Here is a 14,370-nt window from a genome sequence, read left to right as displayed (position 1 = left end):
GATCAGAGCTCCTCTGTGAGGTCGCGGGTATCGGGGAGGAGCCACCCGTCCAGGCTGGTTTCCGGGGTGGGGTCGGGACCGGGCCAGTAGGTGTCGAGCGTGGTGGGGTCGATCAGCCGGAGCTCGGCGTCGTTGTGGTCGGCGGGGGTGACGGCGTCGTCGGTGGCGAACAGGTCGTACTCCCACGGGGTGGAGGTGGCGAAGCAGTCCACCAGGTAGGAGTACTGGCCGACGTAGGCGAGGAACTCGCCTTTACGCAGCAGCCGGGCCATCTCCACGTGCGGGGCGGGCAGGTTCAGCCGAGTGCGGAGGGCGGTTTGTTCTTGGTGGTTGACGCGGAAGATGAACTTGTTTTCGATGTCCCCGACGATCGAGTAGGCGAGGGATCGTTGTAGGGAGTCGGCGTCGCCGACCGCGTCCAGGTCGCCCATCTTGTGCAGGATCACGATGTTGCTGATCCCGTAATGCCTGCTGAGTTTGAGCCACTGTTGGAACATCTGCAGGGATGCCAGCGAGGTCATGTCCCGCCATCCTTCTTCACGCACCACGTAGCGGGTGCGGTGGGCGGCTCGGTCGCTGATGACGGCTTGGATCCACGCGGTGGAGCACACCTGGGTCAGTTGCGCGGCCAGGTCGCCGCGGGCGAACAGTTCGCTGGTGTCGGTGACCACGATGGGGGCGTCCTGGTCGAATGTGACGGTAGAGGCGTCTTCGAACAGGCCGGATAGATCGCCCTCGACGAACCTGCGCAGCACGAACCGGGGTTGGATGGCGCCGTCCGCGGCGTGGAAGGCGGCATCCGTGTCCGCGGCGAGATGCCCGAGTTGCTCGTAGACGCCGCGCAGCGTCGGCTGGTCGCCGGTGTGTTCGATACACCGGTCGAGGGCGTCGAGGATTGCGGCATGCTCGACCGCGGTCAGCCGAGACCCGAGGGTCATTTCGATGAGGGCGATCAGGGTGCCGATGCGGCGCTGCTTGACCATCTGCTCGTGCTGCTCATCGGTCGTGTCCGTCCGGCGGGGTCCGCGGTCGAGCGGGTTGAGGCGGGTACCGGTGCCGCCGCCGAGGCGGATCACCCGCCCACCGGGGATGGCTTCGGCCACGGCCACCCATTCGCCTTTCGGATCGGAGGGGACTACGACCTGGTGCCCGAACGCGATCGACCGGGTCACGAGGGTTTTCACGGTGGCGGATTTCCCACCCCGGTACGCACCGAGCACGAGGATGTTGGTGGAGAAGGTGCCGCGTTCGGTGGAGTCGACATACGCCTCCCACGGGGAGAAATGCCACAGCGCGTCCGCGTTCAAATCCACCCCCAGGATCGGGCCCCGGTGACCGAGCCCGGAGTCGGCTACGAACGGGTAGATCCCGGCGATGTGCTGCGAGGTGGCCTGATGGGCCGGGATGACCGCTTTCGCGAGATTCCAGTACCCGCCCTGCACCAGCCCCGGCCCGAACGGACCGGGCACCGCCGCCTCCGGGAGAGAACGGTCTTTCCTCGACGACCGTGCTGGCCTCTCGGGCGGTGCCCCTTGGGCGATCTGGCGGCGCAGTTCCTTCTTTTGCCGGCGGGTGAGGTCGGCGGGGGTGAAGGTGGCGGTGTGGCGGGCCATCACTTCATCCCCAACCCGATCGGCAGCGCGTTCACCATCAACGCTTCGGCCTGCTGGCAGTACAAGACCTGCGCCTCCATCCCGGCACGAGACAGCGCGTTGCGCATCCCGGCCAAGGCCTGGTCGAGGCGTTCCTCGTCGGGCGCGGTGATGGTGAGGTAGGCGCCGTAGTGGAACTCGCCGTGCCCGTTCGCGATCTCCTGCTCCTGCTGCTCCAGCGCGCGCCAGTCCGCGGCGTCCGCTGCCGACCCGTCCGCGCCCCGCTTCGCCCGCAGCGACTCGTTGCCCCGCCATACCTTCTTCTCCTCCCGGATCCGCTTCAACGCCTTCGACACCGGCACCGGCGTCAGCACGATGGACAGGATGTGGGTGATCGCCTCCCCGGTGTTCGGGTGCCGGGCGAACACGATCGGGGCGAGGAACCCGACGGGCGAGTCCGATCGCGGCCATTCGTGCACCCACAGGGTGGTGTGCACGCCCGAGTCGGTGACGACAATCCCGTTGCGGTGCGCGGGTTCGTCCAGATACATCGGCCCAATCGCCACCGGGTCCACCCCGGTCAGGGCATCGGGACGGTTCTGCACGACCGCCGCGAACTCCGGGTCGAACGCGAGCCGCCCCAGAGCGGCGACGTCGCGCGGGGTCAGCCAGCGGCGCACGGTGATCTTCGCCGCCGTCAGGGCGTCGGCGAGGTTGCCGGCTTCGATCTGCGCCAGGGCGAGAATCGCGTCCTGGCCACCGCCGAGCGCCTTCAGCTGTGAGCCGAGGACGACCAGGTCGAGGGTGAGGATCAGGTAGTTGCGGTGGGCGACCTCGAACCGTTCGGACCGGTCCATCACATCCTGATAGTTGTGCGCGACCGGGGAGTCCGGGTTGAGGTCTTGGACGCGGCGGACGGTGTCGTAGTGTTCCCGGGCGGCGCGGATCGTGGTCGGCAAGGTGCGTTCCTGCAACGTCACTCGCTTCACCCCCGGGCGTTGCGTGAACGGGCCCAGGACCCGGTCGAACTGCTCGGCCAGGTCGAACCGTTCCGGCAGGTCATGCATCAAAAACCCCTGCACCTCGAGCTCTGCGATCACGGACACGGACCGGTCGTGGGGGTTGTAGACGGCGCCGGCCTGGCCGGTGTCCCACAGCTGGATCGAGGCCCGCGTACCGGGAAGGTTCAGCGTCCCGGCCAGGCGTGGCCGTTCGGGGCGGAACGTGTGCGTGGTGGCGCCGCCGGCGTGCCGGACTTGCTTCATCAGCCACAGCCCGGCCATCCGCGGGGTAGAGACCCCGTGGATGCTGGTGAGCGCGGTCACGCCGAACCCGAGATACAGCGGCGCCCCATACAACAGCCCCAGCGGGCCGAACCTGTTCACGAACACCAGCAGGATCAGCGCCGCCGTGGCGAGGAAGGCGAGTTGCCAGGGGTCCATGCCCATCACGACGCCTTGCCGTGACCGGCGCGGCAACCGGACAGGGCGCGCGTACTCGGGTGTGGCGGTCATAACGATCTCCCATCCGTGGTCGGAGGTTGCGGCGACGTCGCCGGCGGACGTGACGGCGCGGGCTTCCCGGCACTACCGCTCGACCCAGGACCGCTCGACGGGGCGGTGCGGGTCTGGGCGGGAGAGAGCGCACCGCGCGGCGAATCCGCCGACGTCGAGCGTGTCGAGGCGGACCTCGGAGAGGGGCCGGTGGATGCGGACGAGCTGCCGGCCGGGCGCACACCGGAGGGTAGCCCGCCCAGGCGGGTGGGGATCTGTGCAGCGGAGCGGGCGGCGCCGGTGGCCATCCGCCCGCCGTGCGAGCCGAGACGGGACCCGACACCGTCGGCGGCGACCGCACCGGCGAAGCTGAACAGTCCGAAGATCGCGAACGGCGCGAACGCCACCAACACGAGCCCGACCAGCAGCGGCCAGGACTGCGGGTTCCAGATCGTCTTCACCCCGGCGAGGCCGTTGATGATGAGGGTCACGAACCCGATCGTGAGCGGCCCCGTCAGCAGCAGTACGATCACCGCGGATACATACCGGACCACCCATTGCGGTCCGATGCCGCGGACCGGGAACAGCATCCATGCAACCGGACCGACCATGATCAGCGCGGCCAGCACGATGTTGCGGAACGCGAACACCAGCATGAGCAGCAGCATCCCGAGCATAAGGAGGAAGTGGATGAGGAACGCGAAGAAGTAGTTCGCCTGTCCGCCCGCCCACATCACCGACTGCAACGTCGAGTACATGCTGGCGGGGCCCTCGCCGTTGAGGATGTACCAGGTCATCTCATCGACCGCGTTCAACAGATGTCCGGTCAGCCACAGCGTGATCGCGACTGCGGGGATCGCGATGAAGGACCGCACCAACGCTCCGACCAGTTCGGCCCGGTCGCCCGAGACGACCGCGGCGGCGATGGCCCACACCATCGCCCCGAACGTGATGATGAGGATCGCCCACTGCCAGAACGACCACTGATCGACCGCCGCCGTCCACAACAGGCTGCTGGTATCGAAGCGCATGTTCTCCGCGACGAGGAACATCATCCCGGTCGCCGCCAACGCCATCCCGCGACCGGCATTCTCGAACGTGACGCAGACGGCATCGCCAAGGCTGCACCCGTACTTCACAGTGAGCGCCTTGCCTCCGTCGGATTGGATCGCCCGCGCGTGCCCCTCGTAGGTCGTGCAGACCGTCGCCTTTTCGCCGCCCAGAGAGACGCCTATGAAGCACTGCTGAGGTGTGACGTTTCCTGGATCGGTCGGTGTGCAGGTGACTTGTCCGCTGGCGATCTGGCAGTCGACGGGATAGGCGGGAGCCGACCACGGTTCTCCGCCAACGACCTCCATCCGCACAGGGCTGGGGGCATGCGTCGTCATCGCTTGCGCGGCGGTGCCGGATCCCACGGTCAGCGCGATGCCCACGACGATGCCGAGACGGAGAACGCGCGACAGGTTCATCAGAAACCGAAGTCGAAGTTCACGAACCAGGCGAATAGACCGGATGCGGCGCCAAGCACGGCGGCGGCGATGAAGATCCAGAGGATGTTCTCGCCTGCCCAGGTGCGGACCCGGTCCGATGCCAACCCGCGGAATGCGAGGGCAGCGCCGGCGATGATCAACATGATCAGCACGACCAGCATCGCCCCGGCCAGGATGTAGGACGCGATGACTTGGAAGCCTTGGAAGAACGGGGCCGAGAAGTCGGGTTGGATGTCGGGGATGTCGACATTCCCGGGAGTGGTGCGCCTGGACATGATCGTGCTCCCTTGCTCGGTGGCCTACATCAGGGGGAGGCCGCGGGCGGCCATGAACGGCTCCGGGGCTACCGGAGTTCCGGAATCCCGGACTTCGAAATGCAGATGGCAGCCGAACGACTTCCCCGTGTTGCCTTCCGCGCCCAGCGGGGTACCGGCGGTGACCGCCTGCCCGACGGTGACGCGCAGCGAGTCCCACTGCATGTGGCCGTAGAGGGTGACGATCTCGCCGCCGTGGTCGATGCGGACCGCGTTGCCGTAGCCCTGATAGGAGCCGGCAGTGATCACTTCGCCGGGCCCGGCGGCGTAGACGGTGGCTCCACAGCCTTGGGCCATGTCGTAGCCCTGATGATCCGTGGAGCAGTAGCTGCATCCCTGCACCGGGTTGTACCCGAACCCGCGACCTTTGGAGTAGTCCCCGGCGAGCGGAAATCCCCACTCGCCGCTGACCGCTGGAGCGGCACCGGACCCAGCCGAGGTGGTGCTGACGATGCTGCCCGCGACGGCGAACGGGACGGCGATCAGCGGCGTCAGCAGGAACGCGACCGCTAGGAGGGCAGCGAGGCTCGCCCCGATCAGGATCTTCCGGCCAGTCCTCGTGTTGAGGGCTGCGGCGGCGATCATCGGGGCTCCCATGTCAGGGCTCCAACGGCTCCGTGAAGTAGCGGACCACCTTGCAATCCCCAGCCTGTTGCGCCGACTCGAGTGTCGGCACCGATGCCGGCCCGCAGAGCACCTGGACGCTCACCCGCACCGGTTCCTCGTACGCCGTCTCCCCTCCGTCGCCATCTGACCGGGTGAACGTCAACGTCACGTCCGAAGTGCCGATCGACATGTCACCGGATGCGTCATCGCTGACGGCAACGTAGATGACGTCCCCACTCGTCTTCGCTACGACGCGGCCATCCTCGCGGGCGAGCGAGTCCCACTCCTCCTGAGGAAGGACAACACCCGTCCGCAACTCGACCTGCGCGTCGTCTACCGATGACTGTTGGTCGGCTTCCGACGTGTAGCGGGTGTCTGGCGTGAACCAGCTGTCGAGGTAGTCCAACCATTCTTCGCGGGTGCTCAATGTGGTGTCGAACGTGGAAGCCGCTTCGAGCGCGGCCCGGATATAGGTCTCGGGGTCAGTTGTGATCGGCTCCGGTACCCATCCACGCTCAGAGACCGCAGGATCCACGAACTCACCGCCCGCTGATTCCGTTCCACCCGGGCTCGGAGTATTCGAGTTTCCGCCGGGGCTACCGGTAGGGGATGGGGAGGAGAGGGTGGAGCTGACGATGATCGCGACAATTCCGGCGATCAGGACGAGGCCGCCGATGATCGCCCACGCGAGTCCGCGCCGCCCTGAAGCCTGATTTGTCGTCATTGGTCAGCCCTCCTGATCTTGCAGGATGGCCACCGTGCACGGGGAGAACGGCTCGCGCGACGGTCGCCGTGGCGGCATCTTACGCATCCGGGGGCAGCACGGAAAAGGAACCGACCCAAGGTTGTGGACAACTCGGCACAAATGCGTGCGTGTGGACACCTCGCGACAGAGCCGAGTTGGGTGAGCGAATTTTAGGCCGTGAATGAGCGAGTCGTCTGTAGGAAGTTTGGGGGACAAGGCTGCGAGCGCCGCGTTCGACCGCGGTGCCTGTGGCTTGCTCAACCCGACCATGACCACACGGTATAGCAGTGTTGTCTTCGAGTAAACCCCTAAGTCGTATTGTTTGCTGGACGTGTGCACGGTCGGTGCAGCAGAATGGACCTCATGCCTCGTATCGCTCAGCCAGCGGGTTCCGAGGGTTCCGAGGAGCCGATCGCGCTTCTCGGGAGCCTCGTCAAAGCAGCGGTCCTGCGATACCTGCGATCGAACCCGGACGTCACCGCCGGCCCCATCTGCGACGCACTTGAACTTGGTGCGTCGACGATCAAGCCGATCCTCGACGAGCTCGCAGCGGCCGGCCTCGTCATCGCCGACCCACCCCCGGTAGAGGGGCAGTCCCGGAGAGGGATCTGGATCAAGTACCGCGTGAACGACGAGGCCGTCACCGACCTCTACCTCCGGTTGGGAATGGCGATCGGCGAGTTCTGAGCGGCCGCTCGCCGGTTCGCACCTTCCGGAGATCTGGGCGCTCTTGGGGATCGCGACGAGATAGCGTGCCAGGACAGCGCCGCGTTGTGCGAAGCGGGGCGATCGGGGGCTTGTCGATTCGGATCCGAAGGCGGCGGCGGCGGACGTGCTGGTCGATTGAGATCAATCGGCGAAACACAACCGCCGCAAGCGTCAACCCTGCGGGGGCATCGGGCTTGAGCCACGTGAGACCGTGTCGTCGCAGCGACCGCGACCGCGACACCGTCCGTCGGGTAGCTACGCATGCGCCAAGTCACGTCGATTGCCACGCGCTCGGGTCGATGCCATGCGGCCCTCCTGGTCGTTGATGGTGTCCTTCTACGGGTCTGAGTGTGAGTCAGCTGCGCCTTCGCCATGCGGCGGCTTGGGGATCTGACTATGAGACTGCCAGTACGAAGATGCTCTTCCCCACTCCGATCCCGCTGCCTCGGATGTGCGACATCCCAGAGGTTCCCGCCGCGCAGGTGCCTGGAGCTTTGGTGATCGCGGAAGCCATTGCCGCGAGGATGGCCTTGACCGGCGAGTGAGTGTGCGGGAGATTCTCTCCAGAGCACGGCCGCACATTGTTGGTCGCTGAATCGCGCGTCAGTCGACGGTGAAGACTTCGGGGTGGCGACGGAGCTCGAGTCGACTGCGGCGGATGTGCCCGGCAAGTGCCCTTTCGGCTTCCTCTGGGTCGCGGCGTCGCATTGCGCTGACGATGAGGTGGTGATCGTGGTGGACGCTGCGGTCGCCGTCCGAGTAGTACAGCCTCGTCACCGCGCGCGGCGGTAGTGCTGGGTGCGATTCCACAGCGACTTCACCGTGTCTCCGAGGACGGTGGTGGGTGCGGCGTCGAGACACGAAAGGTGGAATTCGCGATCAAGTCGGAGGAATCGTTCGACGTCGTTCGAGGTCTCCATTCTGTCGGCGAGGAAGTCGAGGTCATCGATCTCTTCCTCGGTGAGGAGTGGAACGTTCAGTCGGAGCAGCAACGGCTCGAGCCGCTCCCGCATCTGGTACATCTCCTCACAATCGGTGGCGCTCAGTTTCGATACCCACGCGCCGGTGTTCGCGATGAGTGTGACAAGCCCCTCCGCTTCGAGCATGCGCAGTGCTTCCCGCACGGGGAGCCTGCTCGCCCCGTGCTTCTCAGCGAGTTCGTCCTGGCGGATCCGCTCCCCGGGGGCATATGCTCCGTCAAGGATCGACAGCCGAAGGCCCGCCGCGATCCTTGCGCCGGTGGCCCCATGGGCCGTTGCAGCGGGTGTCATCTTTCGTCCTCCGTCAGCGTCCCGGGTTCGCCGGATGCCAGAGCAACTGGTCGGCACCATTCTCGTATGCCTTGCCTTCGGGAAAGCTCACCAGTTCGAACTGGAGTCCCCAGGGACTGCGAAAGTAGACCCAGCGCTGTCCTTCTGCGGACTGCTTACTGGAGGTCGGATCGCCCATGACCTCGACCTGATTCGCCCGGAGATACTCGACTGCGGCATCGAGATCCTCGACGTAGAGCGCGATGTGATAGCCGCCGATATCGCTGTTGCGTGGCTGCGGGTTTTGGCCATCCGCTGATTCGTACAGGAAGACCTCGAAGTTCGCGCCGTTGCCCAGCCGGTAGAAGCGAATCTCTCGGATGACGGTTCGTGGATGAACACCCAGGTGCGTGTGCATCCAGTTGCTGTCGGATTCCTTTGCACCGAGCGCGTAGATCTGCGTGCACCCGATGACGTCGACGAGAAAGGCGTGCGCCTCGTCGAGGTCAGGCACCGTGAATCCGATGTGATCGGTTCCGCGTACGCCGGGTATTCCTTTGGGCTTCATGTTCAGCATCCTCTCCCCGAGGATTGTATCCAGAACCCTAGGATACGCCTAGGTTTGGTTGGCAAAGTGGCGAATATGGGTTGCATTGGATCAAATCCTCTGCGAGGGTTGGATCCAACTTGGCGGAAATGTGACCGCTCACGAGGGGAAAGTGGCGAGGATGCCGAAGAAGAAGCGACTGCAGACGGGCGCGGACTGGTTCGAACTGACCACTACGCCCGCGGACTGGAATGCCGCCGATCCGACTCTGCTGAGCACGATGCTGGCCGAGCTGCATCTGATCCGCTCGTTCGAGGAGACGGTGCTCGAGCTTGCGGGAGAGGGACTCGTTCACGGGCCGGCGCATTCGAGCATCGGCCAGGAGGGCGGCGCCGTCGGCTCCATCGTCGGTCTGCGCTCCACGGACGGGGTCAACGGATCTCACCGCGGGCATCATCAGTTCCTGGCGAAGGCGCTGACGCACGTGAGCCCCGATGGCATCGACCCGGCACAGCCCATCACTCCCGCCATTCAGACGATCTTCGACCGCACCCTCTCGGAGATTCTCGGTCTCGCCAGCGGCTATTGCCGCGGGCGAGGTGGGTCGATGCACTTGCAGTGGTTCGAGGCGGGCGCGCTCGGCACGAACGCAATCGTTGGCGGCGGCGCTCCGATGGCGGCAGGCAACGCCTGGGCCCAGAAGCACAGCGGCACTACCGATCTGACGATCAACTACTTCGGTGATGGTGCCGCCCAGATCGGCTCCGTGCTGGAATCGATGAACCTGGCGGCGGCGTGGAAGCTACCGGTCTGCTTCTTCGTCGAGAACAATCTTTACGCGGTCTCCACGCACGCCAGCGAGGCGACGGCGGACCCGCGGTTCTCGGTGCGTGGTCAGGGCTTCGGTATTCCGTCGTGGCGCGTCGATGGCATGGACCCGCTCGCGGTCTACCTCGCGACCCGGGAAGCGGCCGAGCGGATGCGTGCGGGAGAGGGGCCCACGATCATCGAGGCCGAGGTGTACCGCTTCTTCCACCAGAACGGCCCGTACCCGGGTAGTGCCTTCGGCTACCGCACCAAGGAGGAGGAGGCAGTGTGGCGTGCCCGAGACCCCCTCGATCTGGTCGCTTCCAAGATGATCGAACGCGACCTCATCGACGCGGAGGGCGTGGCCGCGCTGCGCGCCCGCGTGCAGCAAGCGATGACGGAATCAGTCGATCGTCTGCTTGAATCCGACCCGGACACCCCCGGCAAACGCCGCATCCGCCCAGAGCTGTGGCCGGAGACCAGCTTCGTCAACGTCGGCGTCCGTGGAGACGCCAGCGAGCTCGACGGCCTCCCCGGGCTAGACGACGATCCGGCGCGGCGAGCGGTCAAGCTCGTCGACGCCGTCTCGCAGGTCATGGATCGCCGCATGGAGGTCGACCCGCGCATAGTGATCATGGGCGAAGACGTCCACAGGCTCAACGGCGGCACCAACGGCGCCACCAAGGGTCTCGCGAAGAAGTACGGTGACGAGCGCGTACTGGGTACGCCGATCAGCGAGAATGCCTTCATCGGCCTGGCCGGTGGCCTCGCACTCGACGGCCGCTTCCGCCCGGTTGTCGAATTCATGTACCCCGACTTCATGTGGGTCGCAGCGGACCAGGTGTTCAACCAGATCGGAAAGGCGCGCCACATGTTCGGCGGCGACAATCCGGTGCCGCTCGTGCTGCGCACGAAGGTGGCCATGGGCTCCGGCTACGGCTCGCAACACCTGATGGATCCTGCAGGAATCTTCGCGACCAGCCCGGGGTGGCGTATCGTCGCCCCCTCGAACGCAGCGGACTACGTCGGGCTGATGAACGCCGCCCTCGCCCTACAGGATCCCGTGCTCGTGATCGAGCACGTCGACCTGTACGGAACGGCCGATGAAGTGCCGACCGGCGACCTCGACTACGTGATCCCGCCGGGCACGGCCGCCCTGTTGCGCGAGGGCACGGAAGTCACCGTCATCAGCTACCTCTCGATGGTCGCTCATGCAAAGCAGGCGATCGAGCAGACGGGTGTGGATGCGGACCTGATCGATTTGCGCTGGCTCGATCGCGCGTCGATCGACTGGACCACGATCGGCGAGAGCATCAAGAAGACCAACGCCGTCCTCATCGTCGAACAGGGCTCACAAGGTACTTCGTACGGAGCATGGCTGTCGGACGAGATCCAGCGCCGCTACTTCGACTGGCTCGACCAGCCCGTTGCGCGGGTCACCGGCGAGGAGGCATCGCCGAGCATCTCCCGCGTCCTGGAGCGTGCCGCCATCGCCCGCACAGAAGAAGTGGTCGCCGGCCTCGAGGCCGTGCGCGCGGGATTCGGGCGCTGACATGGCTGAGATCATTCGGATGCCCGAAGTCCTGGCGGGCGCGACAGAAGCAGCCATCCAGACCTGGCTCGTGGCTGTGGGCGACGCCGTTGGTGTCGGCCAGGCGCTCGCCGAGATCGAGACCGACAAAGCGACCGTTGAACTTTCCGCGGAGATCGAAGGCACGATCGGCCGGCTGCTCGTTCGCCAAGGCGACAACGTCGCAGTCGGCGAGCCGATCATGGTCATGACGGCCCTGGGCGAAGGTGTAGACGCCATCGAGCGGGCCCTCGCCGCCGCCGGCGCGGAGGTCGCCGCGCCGGCGGCTCCCGAACCTGTGGCTACGCCTGCACCCGCTCCCGCGGTGCCAGCCGCGGGCGCTGCGGCGAGTCCCGTCCAGGCAGACGGCGGCCGGTTGTTCGCGAGCCCACTCGTTCGCCGGCTGGCCGCTCAGCAGGGCATCGAGATCGCGGAAGTCTCAGGCACCGGACCGAACGGCCGTATTGTGCGTCGCGACCTCGAAAGGCACCTGAGTGCCGCTGTGGCCGTTGCGCCGCCGGCCGCCCCCTCGAGTACTCCGCCGCGCACGGCCAACTCGAAAACGGAATCCGCGGACTACGTCCTCGTTCCGCTCGATCGAATGCGCAAGGCGATCGCCCGTCGGCTCACCGAGAGCAAGGCGACGGTGCCGCACTTCTACCTCGTCGCAGACTGCCGTGTCGAGGCGCTGCTCGCCCTGCGGGCCGAGATCAACGCGACCTCGCCGCGGAGGATCTCGGTCAACGACTTCGTGCTGAAGGCCGTGGCCGGTGCACTCATGGACGTGCCGTCCGCCAACGCCATCTGGAATGAGGAGGGCATCCGCCAGTTCTCCTCGGCCGAGATCTCGGTCGCCGTCGCCACTGATGGTGGTCTGACGACGCCGGTGCTGCGCGGCGTCGAGCGCATGTCGCTCTCCGCCGTCAGCGCGAGCGTGGCCGACCTGGCCGAACGGGCGCGTACCGGACGGCTCAAACAGCACGAGCTCGAAGGTGGAAGCTTCTCTGTTTCGAACCTCGGAATGTACGGCACATCGCAGTTCACAGCCATTCTCAACCCGCCCCAGTCCGGCATCCTCGCCGTCGGAGCATCCCGCAAGATGCCGGTCGTCGATGCGAACGGGGACGTCATCATCGCTCCGGTGATGACGGTCACGTTGTCCGCCGATCATCGGGTGCTCGACGGGGCCGTGGCCGCTGAGTTGCTCGCGGCATTCCAACGCCGCGTCGAGAACCCGCTCACCATGCTCACCTAGGTGCGCCGGAGTGGAACGGAGCCACGGGGAGGAAGCCCAGAGTGCCGCACCTCATCGGCATCGCGCTCGCTGACATCTCCTTCGGGCCCGGGTAGGGTCGCGGGGTGGCGACCGCAACGACGCAGGCCCACAAGCGCAAGACCGCGGAACGTGTTCATCCTTTCGGTGATCGGTTCCGCCGTAGGCCCCGGGATCATCTGGCGGGTCCCGTACGTCGCGTATGGGGGAGGCGGTGGTGCATTCCTCATCGCCCATCTTTGCGCGCTGCTGACGGCGGGCATCCCACTGTTGTTCATGGACTAGGCGATCGGGCATCGCTTCCGCGGATCCGCGCTCCTCGCGTCGGGCCGCGTGCGCCGACGGCCGAGCCGCTCGGATGGTGGCAGGCGCTGATCTACCTGGTGATCGCCGGCTATTACGCGGTCATCATCGCCTGGGCGGGCATGTACACCTGGTTCTCGGCACAGCTCGCGTGGGGCCGGGTCAGAAGAAGGAGTTCCTCAGTGAATTCCTCCAGACGACGGATGTCCCCGAAGGCGGCCTTTCGACGACGTTCCTGCCGCAGGTCGGGTTTCCCCTCGTGGCGGTCTGGAGGTCGTGATCGGGATCGCTACCCTGCTGCGTCGCTCTTACTCACAAAAGCCAAATTAGCCATGACCGTGCAGCCCATTGGCTACAAAGCTGCATCGGTTTCCAACCAGAGTGATGATTGGTGGGCCTCACCGATCGTGCCTGCGATGTTCGGTCCTCCGCCGGGCCGAGGCCGTCGCCGGATGGTTCCAGGAGCCGCTAAGTTACTCCCTCACATCCAACTGTTGTCCGACGAGGAGGCTGGCATTGCGAACCAGCAGGTCTGTCGAGGTCTCGGCGGTTGTCCGGCCCGCCAACACCGAAGTTGCCAACCCGTCCTCGGCTGCGAGCAACAGTCGCGCACAGCTTTGCAACTCGAGCGCTGGAGAGAAGTCCCCGGAGACGACGCCGCTCTCGAGTATTTCAGCGAAGAGCTCGACTTGATCGGTTTCGAACTGTTGCGCGGACTCGCGTACTTCAGCCCGATGGTTCGCGAGACTCGACAACTCACCAAGCAGAACCGCAGCAGAATACGACGCAGTTCCGGGGGTCGGCACGCCGAGCTGAATGCACTTAACCAGCTGAGCAGTCGCTGAGTCCTTCCGTTTTACCAGAAGGCGTCGGTCCTTCACGAACTGCTCAGTCACCACCGAGTACGCAGCCGAATAAAGATCGAAAATCGACGGATAGTAGTACAAGACGCTTGCTGGCGTAATACTCGCGGCGCGAGCTACGTCGACGATCCGGGCGCCGGTCGACCCTTCCGAAACAAGCAGCTTGGCGACGATCTCCACAAGCTCTGCACGGCGGGCTTCCTGTCTACGCGGTCTTGACATGCGTGAAGTCTTTCACGGAACCGACCTACATCTCCGGATCGCGCCGATCACTGTGATAGTCGCCCGGCGCTGGAAGCCCCCAACAGTCGCAGCATCACGGACGACCCGGAGGGACTCTCTGGCTGTGTTCGCAGAGCGATCAGTCGAAGGCTACAAGCACCCCCAGGACACCGCATTCGGTTGAATGAATCTAGGAGCAAGACCACTGGCAGAAAGGTACCGGCGACCCGACTATCCCGCCGAAGCGTCAACGACGCCTCACGGTAGACCGCCATCAGAACCGACCCATCCCAACGCTCTCTTTGCGGCTCACACAGCGGCGCCGCCGTCACGTACGGTCAAGCCAGCCGAGCAACTTCGCGAAGGATTCCACTGCGCGCTCGCCACCTCGGACCTAGCGCGCCCAGACGACACGGAGATCGGCGCGCCTGCGCAACTCGACAATCGAGTCACGAAACGCAGCCCCGCTTTGGCCTCAGCCCCTGAGTCGACCACGAGAACTGCCCGCTCGACCGACAGGCCATCAAGTTTCACATCGCCGCCGGTCACGGAAATGTCCGTCCGTCGGGATAATGCCGGCCACAAAA

At 65.7% G+C, this 14,370-nt stretch carries 14 protein-coding genes; 4 read left to right on the top strand and 10 right to left on the bottom strand.

Going from position 1 to position 14,370, the window contains the following annotated elements:
• Window positions 1-2 precede the first annotated feature (2 nt).
• Genes CGU35_RS15050 through CGU35_RS15025 form a run of 6 tightly spaced genes read right to left on the bottom strand, consistent with a single transcriptional unit; the run spans window position 3 to window position 6,219 of the window.
• On the bottom strand, window positions 3-1,613 hold the full coding sequence (locus CGU35_RS15050) for a hypothetical protein (protein ID WP_157814015.1): 1,611 nt from the start codon (window positions 1,611-1,613) through the stop codon (window positions 3-5).
• The gene (locus CGU35_RS15045) at window positions 1,613-3,106 is read right to left on the bottom strand and encodes an SCO6880 family protein (protein ID WP_036300538.1); all 1,494 of its coding nucleotides are present in this window, start codon (window positions 3,104-3,106) and stop codon (window positions 1,613-1,615) included. The genes CGU35_RS15050 and CGU35_RS15045 overlap by 1 nt, the downstream gene beginning before the upstream one ends.
• Window positions 3,103-4,554 carry a hypothetical protein gene (locus CGU35_RS15040; RefSeq protein ID WP_036300537.1) on the bottom strand — a complete coding sequence of 484 codons (1,452 nt, stop codon included), beginning with the start codon at window positions 4,552-4,554 and terminating at the stop codon, window positions 3,103-3,105. The genes CGU35_RS15045 and CGU35_RS15040 overlap by 4 nt, the downstream gene beginning before the upstream one ends.
• Entirely contained in the window at window positions 4,554-4,850 is a 297-nt protein-coding gene (locus CGU35_RS15035; RefSeq protein ID WP_036300536.1) for a hypothetical protein, read from the bottom strand. Before CGU35_RS15035 ends, CGU35_RS15040 begins: the two co-directional genes overlap by 1 nt.
• Before the next feature lie 24 nt (window positions 4,851-4,874).
• Window positions 4,875-5,474: a M23 family metallopeptidase gene (locus tag CGU35_RS15030; RefSeq protein WP_157814014.1), complete on the bottom strand. Its 600-nt coding sequence runs from the start codon at window positions 5,472-5,474 to the stop codon at window positions 4,875-4,877.
• 13 nt (window positions 5,475-5,487) lie between these two features.
• Window positions 5,488-6,219 (bottom strand): hypothetical protein, encoded by a 732-nt coding sequence (locus tag CGU35_RS15025; protein WP_069696858.1) that lies wholly within the window; start codon window positions 6,217-6,219, stop codon window positions 5,488-5,490.
• A 384-nt stretch (window positions 6,220-6,603) separates the two neighbouring features.
• Between CGU35_RS15025 and CGU35_RS15020 the strand changes: the two genes are divergently transcribed.
• Window positions 6,604-6,927: an ArsR/SmtB family transcription factor gene (locus tag CGU35_RS15020; RefSeq protein ID WP_100813230.1), complete on the top strand. Its 324-nt coding sequence runs from the start codon at window positions 6,604-6,606 to the stop codon at window positions 6,925-6,927.
• Window positions 6,928-7,551: 624 nt separating this feature from the next.
• Here CGU35_RS15020 and CGU35_RS18750 read toward each other — a convergent pair.
• The 3 genes from CGU35_RS18750 to CGU35_RS15010 are packed head-to-tail and all read right to left on the bottom strand — an operon-like array spanning window position 7,552 to window position 8,766.
• A complete protein-coding gene (locus CGU35_RS18750; RefSeq protein WP_269800331.1) occupies window positions 7,552-7,725 on the bottom strand; it encodes an FCD domain-containing protein in 174 nt (57 codons plus the stop codon).
• Window positions 7,722-8,219: a GntR family transcriptional regulator gene (locus tag CGU35_RS15015; RefSeq protein WP_269800330.1), complete on the bottom strand. Its 498-nt coding sequence runs from the start codon at window positions 8,217-8,219 to the stop codon at window positions 7,722-7,724. The genes CGU35_RS18750 and CGU35_RS15015 overlap by 4 nt, the downstream gene beginning before the upstream one ends.
• Window positions 8,220-8,232: 13 nt before the next feature.
• Complete coding sequence (locus CGU35_RS15010; protein ID WP_100812426.1) at window positions 8,233-8,766, bottom strand: VOC family protein; 534 nt, start codon at window positions 8,764-8,766, stop codon at window positions 8,233-8,235.
• Window positions 8,767-8,926: 160 nt separating this feature from the next.
• On the opposite strand from CGU35_RS15010, the gene CGU35_RS15005 reads away from it, so the two are divergent.
• Genes CGU35_RS15005 through CGU35_RS18860 form a run of 3 tightly spaced genes read left to right on the top strand, consistent with a single transcriptional unit; the run spans window position 8,927 to window position 12,680 of the window.
• On the top strand, window positions 8,927-11,104 hold the full coding sequence (locus tag CGU35_RS15005; RefSeq protein WP_100812324.1) for an alpha-ketoacid dehydrogenase subunit alpha/beta: 2,178 nt from the start codon (window positions 8,927-8,929) through the stop codon (window positions 11,102-11,104).
• A 1-nt stretch (window position 11,105) separates the two neighbouring features.
• The gene (locus tag CGU35_RS15000) at window positions 11,106-12,377 is read left to right on the top strand and encodes a dihydrolipoamide acetyltransferase family protein (protein ID WP_100812323.1); all 1,272 of its coding nucleotides are present in this window, start codon (window positions 11,106-11,108) and stop codon (window positions 12,375-12,377) included.
• The gene (locus CGU35_RS18860; protein ID WP_442923070.1) at window positions 12,378-12,680 is read left to right on the top strand and encodes a hypothetical protein; all 303 of its coding nucleotides are present in this window, start codon (window positions 12,378-12,380) and stop codon (window positions 12,678-12,680) included.
• Between the two features lie 491 nt (window positions 12,681-13,171).
• Here the strand turns inward: CGU35_RS18860 and CGU35_RS18255 are convergent, their stop codons facing one another.
• Complete coding sequence (locus CGU35_RS18255) at window positions 13,172-13,783, bottom strand: TetR/AcrR family transcriptional regulator (protein WP_157814013.1); 612 nt, start codon at window positions 13,781-13,783, stop codon at window positions 13,172-13,174.
• Between the last annotated feature and the right edge of the window lie 587 nt (window positions 13,784-14,370).

The organism is Microbacterium sp. BR1, from assembly GCF_002812725.1.
In the GTDB taxonomy this organism is placed as follows: domain Bacteria; phylum Actinomycetota; class Actinomycetes; order Actinomycetales; family Microbacteriaceae; genus Microbacterium.
The sequence above is the reverse complement of the archived record's forward strand: the minus strand, read 5'-3'. Positions and strand labels throughout refer to the sequence as shown.

Bases quoted from the DNA above. Each gene is read 5' to 3' on its own strand.
- CGU35_RS15050 (WP_157814015.1), bottom strand. From the start codon at position 1,613: ATGGCCCGCCACACCGCCACCTTCACCCCCGCCGACCTCACCCGCCGG.
- CGU35_RS15045 (WP_036300538.1), bottom strand. From the start codon at position 3,106: ATGACCGCCACACCCGAGTACGCGCGCCCTGTCCGGTTGCCGCGCCGG.
- CGU35_RS15040 (WP_036300537.1), bottom strand. From the start codon at position 4,554: ATGAACCTGTCGCGCGTTCTCCGTCTCGGCATCGTCGTGGGCATCGCG.
- CGU35_RS15035 (WP_036300536.1), bottom strand. From the start codon at position 4,850: ATGTCCAGGCGCACCACTCCCGGGAATGTCGACATCCCCGACATCCAA.
- CGU35_RS15030 (WP_157814014.1), bottom strand. From the start codon at position 5,474: ATGATCGCCGCCGCAGCCCTCAACACGAGGACTGGCCGGAAGATCCTG.
- CGU35_RS15025 (WP_069696858.1), bottom strand. From the start codon at position 6,219: ATGACGACAAATCAGGCTTCAGGGCGGCGCGGACTCGCGTGGGCGATC.
- CGU35_RS15020 (WP_100813230.1), top strand. From the start codon at position 6,604: ATGCCTCGTATCGCTCAGCCAGCGGGTTCCGAGGGTTCCGAGGAGCCG.
- CGU35_RS15015 (WP_269800330.1), bottom strand. From the start codon at position 8,219: ATGACACCCGCTGCAACGGCCCATGGGGCCACCGGCGCAAGGATCGCG.
- CGU35_RS15010 (WP_100812426.1), bottom strand. From the start codon at position 8,766: ATGAAGCCCAAAGGAATACCCGGCGTACGCGGAACCGATCACATCGGA.
- CGU35_RS15005 (WP_100812324.1), top strand. From the start codon at position 8,927: ATGCCGAAGAAGAAGCGACTGCAGACGGGCGCGGACTGGTTCGAACTG.
- CGU35_RS15000 (WP_100812323.1), top strand. From the start codon at position 11,106: ATGGCTGAGATCATTCGGATGCCCGAAGTCCTGGCGGGCGCGACAGAA.
- CGU35_RS18255 (WP_157814013.1), bottom strand. From the start codon at position 13,783: ATGTCAAGACCGCGTAGACAGGAAGCCCGCCGTGCAGAGCTTGTGGAG.